Annotated in this window: 5 protein-coding genes and 1 tRNA gene; 2 read left to right on the top strand and 4 right to left on the bottom strand. The window is 73.7% G+C overall.

Annotation, left to right across the window (positions count from 1 at the left end; genetic code table 11):
- Positions 1-149: 149 nt before the first annotated feature.
- The gene (locus MNZ39_RS23355; protein ID WP_242341490.1) at positions 150-1,496 is read right to left on the bottom strand and encodes a diguanylate cyclase; all 1,347 of its coding nucleotides are present in this window, start codon (positions 1,494-1,496) and stop codon (positions 150-152) included.
- Between the two features lie 479 nt (positions 1,497-1,975).
- On the opposite strand from MNZ39_RS23355, the gene uxx1 reads away from it, so the two are divergent.
- Positions 1,976-2,194, top strand: coding sequence for a UXX-star selenoprotein family 1 (gene uxx1 / locus MNZ39_RS23350; protein WP_242341489.1), 219 nt, complete (start codon positions 1,976-1,978; stop codon positions 2,192-2,194).
- Between the two features lie 124 nt (positions 2,195-2,318).
- On the opposite strand, the gene MNZ39_RS23345 is transcribed toward uxx1, so the two are convergent.
- Positions 2,319-3,047 (bottom strand): tetratricopeptide repeat protein, encoded by a 729-nt coding sequence (locus MNZ39_RS23345; RefSeq protein ID WP_242341488.1) that lies wholly within the window; start codon positions 3,045-3,047, stop codon positions 2,319-2,321.
- An 87-nt stretch (positions 3,048-3,134) separates the two neighbouring features.
- Positions 3,135-3,218, bottom strand: a tRNA-Leu gene (locus MNZ39_RS23340).
- 124 nt (positions 3,219-3,342) lie between these two features.
- Here MNZ39_RS23340 and MNZ39_RS23335 point away from each other — a divergent pair.
- Positions 3,343-3,711 (top strand): hypothetical protein, encoded by a 369-nt coding sequence (locus tag MNZ39_RS23335; protein WP_242341487.1) that lies wholly within the window; start codon positions 3,343-3,345, stop codon positions 3,709-3,711.
- Positions 3,712-3,826: 115 nt separating this feature from the next.
- On the opposite strand, the gene MNZ39_RS23330 is transcribed toward MNZ39_RS23335, so the two are convergent.
- On the bottom strand, positions 3,827-4,141 hold the full coding sequence (locus MNZ39_RS23330; RefSeq protein ID WP_242341486.1) for a zinc ribbon domain-containing protein: 315 nt from the start codon (positions 4,139-4,141) through the stop codon (positions 3,827-3,829).
- Between the last annotated feature and the right edge of the window lie 321 nt (positions 4,142-4,462).

Below are 4,462 nucleotides of genomic sequence, written 5' to 3'. Positions count from 1 at the left end.
CGAAGCGCGGGAGGGGCGAAGCCCCTCCGGCGGGGAACCTGCGCGCACCCGCGAAAGCGGGCGCGCAGGTTCACGGGCCCCGCCGAGCAGGGGTGGGGCCCCAGCGGCTTCGCCGCTGGGGCGGGGACGCAGTCCCCGTTAGATCGACATCAATGCGCGGCCTGCTGACCGGCGTCCGCCGCGGCGGCGCTCGGGACGGCGTGCCCTGCACGGAGCTCGGGCAGCTCCGCCACGATCACGCGGCCGCGCCCCTCGCGCTTCGCGGCGTAGAGCGCCGAGTCCGCTGCGCCGACGAGGGCCTCCGCGGCGTCCTCGCGGAGATCGTCACACAGGCAGGCCACCCCGAACGACGCGCCCACGTGGATCCGCTTCCCGCCGATCTCGAGCTCGGTCTCGCGCAGGCGCGCGCAGGCGCGCTCGGCGAACACCCGTCCCTCCTCGGCGGAGGTGTGCGGCAGGAGGATGACGAACTCGTCGCCGCCGTAGCGCGCCCCGAAGTCGGTCTCGCGCAGCTCCTCGCGGATCACCGCCGCGACCGCGGCGATCGCGCGGTCGCCGGCGGCGTGGCCGAGCTCGTCGTTGATCGGCTTCAGCTGATCCATGTCGGCCATCACGCAGGTGAGCGGCGTGTGATAGCGGAGCGCGCGCTTCACCTCCTCCTCCACGCGCGCGCGGAACGCGCGGAGGTTGGCGAGGCCGGTGAGCGCGTCCGTCTGGGCGAGCTCGCGCAGCGCGGTCTGGCTGCGCATGAGCCGTAGCGTCCGCTCGACGCGCGCGCGCAGCTCGCGCTCGGAGAAGGGCTTCTGGAGGTAATCCACCGCGCCGAGGTCGAGGCTGCGCACCTTCACCGCGTCGTCGCCGTGGCCCGAGACGAAGATGACGGGGATGTCGTTCGTCGCGGTGTCCGCGCGCAGCCGCTCGAGCGCCTGGAGCCCGTCGAGTCGCGGCATGAACAGATCCATGAGCACGACGTCCGGGTGCTCCGCGCGCGCGACCTCGAGCGCCACCTCCCCGTCCTCGGCCAGCAGGACCTCGTACTCCGGCTCGAGCACCTCGGTCAGCACCTCGCGCGCGTCCGCCTCGTCGTCGACGACGAGCAGCCGCGGGCGCGTCCCGGAGGGACGGGGCCGGCGCGCGGGGCGGGCGTCCGGCGCCGCGCGCACCGTCCGATCGAGGTCGTCCGCGACGCGGCGCAGGCGCGAGATCTCGCCGCGGTGCGCGTCGGCCTGCGCGGCGTCCGCCGCGAGCAGCTCCGCCGCGGAGCGGAGCTCGGCGGCCGCGGAGGCGAGGAGGGCGTCGCGGCGGTGGGTCGTCTCGCGGAGCCGGCGGTTCGCGTCCGCCAGATCCGCGAGGCCGCTCGGGAGCGCCTCGCGGAGGCGACGCGCCCGCTCCTCCGCGGGCAGGCCCGAGGCGGCGTCGATCGCGGCGAGCAGCGGCGCGAGCGGGTCGCGCGCGGTCTCGCCCACATCGGCGGCTTTCGGGTCCTGTGGCTTCACGGCCGGCGTTCGTCCGTTCGGGTCGTTCAAATGTAGTGGGGGCGAAGCAGAACGGCAGGCCTGACCCCTGCCGCAGACGCGCGGGTGACGCCTGCCCCCCCGGCGAGCGTCAGCCCGATCGGCGGGAGCTCGCGGGGCTCGTCCGCCATCAGTGCATCCAAGCGTACAGCGCGGCCGCGAGAGGGATCCACGGTATCCCCAGGAGGGCTGCCAGCGCGATCTTGAGCGCGCGGCGACTGCGCGGGGAGAGGCGGGTGGTGCCGGGGAGGGTGATGACGGCGCGAGAGGTCACGCGACGCAGGACAGCAAGGGCGGTGCCGCGGGCCTGCGGCGCGCCCGGCGCGTGGAAGGTCGCGCGATCCCGAGGCGTTCGTGCGCGACCGCCGGGCGCGCGTGTCCTCCGCGCCACACGGCCGGGAAGAATTTCCGCCCACGCGCGGGAGCGGTCCGGAATATTTTGTGCGACGGAGGACCGCGAGATGGCCGGCGTCGTCGAGATCTACGGCAAGGATTCATGCCCCTACACCAGCGCCGCGCGTGAGGATCTCGGCGCCCGTGGTGTGGAATTCACCTACTTCGACGTGAAGAAGGACGCCGCCGCGATGAGGCGGTTCCTCGAGCTCTCCGGCGGCGATCGCCGGGTGCCGCTGATCGTCGACGCGCGCGGGCGCGTGTCGGTGGGTTTCGGCGGAAGCTGAGGGGTGTGACGCTCCCGGTCGGGAGCGAGGAGAAGAGATCGTCGCGCCCTCGAAGGCGCAGGAGCCCGGAGTCGAGGCGGGCAAGCGCAGCGAACGAGGACGCCCCCGGGATCGTGCGCCGCGCTCAGCGCCCGTAGATGGCGCGCTTGCCGCCGCGGAAGCCCGGGCCGCCCACGAACTGAGGCGGCGGGCGCTCCAGCATGAACTGGAACCACTGCTCGCCGTACACCTTGCCGAGCTTCAGCTTCTTCCCGTTCTGGAGCAGCTGGAGGGAGCCCTTCAGCTTCTCGTCGGACGGGTTCGCCTGCACGGCGCGCCCGAGCACCGCGATCGCGTCCTCGTGCCGGCCGAGCTCCTCGAGGATCCAGGCGTACGCCGACCAGAGCACGCCCTCCTTCTTGTTCGTCTTCACCGCGTCCTCGAGGACGCGCTTCATGCCGTCGAGGTCACGCCGCTTGTAGCGGACGACGCCCAGCATCCCGCGCGCGATCCAGTTGCGCGAGAAGCTCTTCTCGAGGTGGGGGAGGGCGGCGTCGAGGTCCTGGCGGATGAAGAGCAGGATCCCGATGTTCGAGTGGAGCTGCGAGGCGACGAGGAACTGCCACGGCGCGAGCCGGAACCCGCCCTGAAGCGTCTGCACCGCCTTGTCGAGCTTCTGGGCGCGGACGTCCGCCTGCATCCCGTCGAAGACGGACTCGAGCTGCTTCCACGTCCGCCGCGCGAGGACGAAGTAGGCGATGGTCGCGGCGAGCAGGGCGGGGAACACGGCGGCGGCCCAGCCGAAGCTGGTCCCGATCGCGATCGCGGCCCCGACGACGAGCCCGATCCCCAGGCTGATGAGGAGGTTGTACATGACGTTCCCGGTGGAGGTGCGGGGTACGGATACACGTGGCCGCGCCCCTGCGGCAAGGGAAAACGCGGGCGCGCGGGGCCCCGCGAATGGCCCTCCCCGGACTCGAACCGGGACGGGGGATCACCCCACTCGATTTTGAGTCGAGCGCGTCTACCGTTTCGCCAGAGGGCCGATGGCGCCGCGGAACCTAGCAGAAAAATGGATTGGGCGCATGACCGGGGGTCTATAATGCCGGCCAAAGCTCGATTTTGCGCGGTGAGCAAACTGCGCAATCGATCCCGACAGGAGACGCCCGATGGCCCGCCCGCCCGCCCAGACCTCGCTCGACGCCGCAGTTCGCGCGGCGATGGAGCCCGTCGTGAAGCGCGCATCCGCCGCGATCGCGCGCGCCGTAGCGGAGATGGCCGCGTCCCGGCTCGAGGCCGAGCTCGAGGCGGAGGTCGCGCGCAAGGGCGGCAGGGGCCGCCGTCGCCGCTCCGTGAACGGCGCGTCGTCGCGCCCGCGCGGAGAGATCACCCGCTGGGCTGCCGATCGGCGCGCGCGGCGCGTCCCCAACTTCGTCATCGACATGACGGGCCTGAAGACGAAGAAGCAGATCGTCGCGAAGTTCGGCGACGGCGTGGTCTTCGAGAAGGGCAAGCCCGCGCCCAAGCCGAAGGCGTAGCGGCGCACGGGGTCCGCGGGTGCGCCCCCGGACGCCGTGAAGACTCCGGACCGTCGCGAGAGGTGCCGTCGTCGCGCTCGCAGCCGGCGCGTGTCGCGGTCCGGTGATCTCTTCCTCAGGCGCTGTCCTTCTTCGCGACGGGCTTCGCGGGCGCGGCGGCGCTTCCCGCGTCCGTCTTGGCGGCGGGGGCCGCCTGGGCGCCCTCCGGCTTCGGGCCGGTCCCGGTCGGCGCCTCCGGCTTGGTCTTGGGCGACGCGTAGAGATCCGAGTACCAGCCGCCGCCCTTGAGCTGGAAGCTCGTGCGCGAGATGAGCCGCGCGAGCTTCGGCGCCCCGCACTCGGGGCAGGCCGCCGGCGCGGGGTCCGACATCCGCTGCATCACCTCGGTGAGGCGCCCGCACTCCTCGCAGACGTATTCGTAGATGGGCACGACGAGATCCTAGCGCGGCATCGTGCGGCTAGCCGCGCCGCGGTGGCCGGCCGCCGCCGCGCGGGCCGGGGCCACCCCGAGGCTTTCCGCCCGGGCGGGTGCGCGGTCCGAAGCCGGAGCGAGGGCCGGGGCCGGTGCGAGGGCCGGGGCCGGAGCGAGGGCCGGGGCCGGTGCGAGGGCTGGGGCCGGTGCGAGGGCTGGGGCCGGTGCGAGGGCCCGCGCCGGAGCGAGGGCCACCGGGGCCGGTGCGGGGGCCGAAGCCGGAGCGAGGCCCGAAGCCGGAGCGCGGTCCACCGGGGCCGGTGCGGGGGCCAGGGCCGG

Source organism: Anaeromyxobacter sp. SG66, from assembly GCF_022690805.1.
GTDB classification, from domain to species: Bacteria; Myxococcota; Myxococcia; order Myxococcales; family Anaeromyxobacteraceae; genus Anaeromyxobacter; species Anaeromyxobacter soli.
The sequence above is the reverse complement of the archived record's forward strand: the minus strand, read 5'-3'. Positions and strand labels throughout refer to the sequence as shown.

Excerpts from the sequence above, each read along its gene's own strand:
- MNZ39_RS23345 (WP_242341488.1), bottom strand. The coding sequence starts at position 3,047 with ATGTACAACCTCCTCATCAGCCTGGGGATCGGGCTCGTCGTCGGGGCC.
- uxx1 (WP_242341489.1), top strand. The coding sequence starts at position 1,976 with ATGGCCGGCGTCGTCGAGATCTACGGCAAGGATTCATGCCCCTACACC.
- MNZ39_RS23335 (WP_242341487.1), top strand. The coding sequence starts at position 3,343 with ATGGCCCGCCCGCCCGCCCAGACCTCGCTCGACGCCGCAGTTCGCGCG.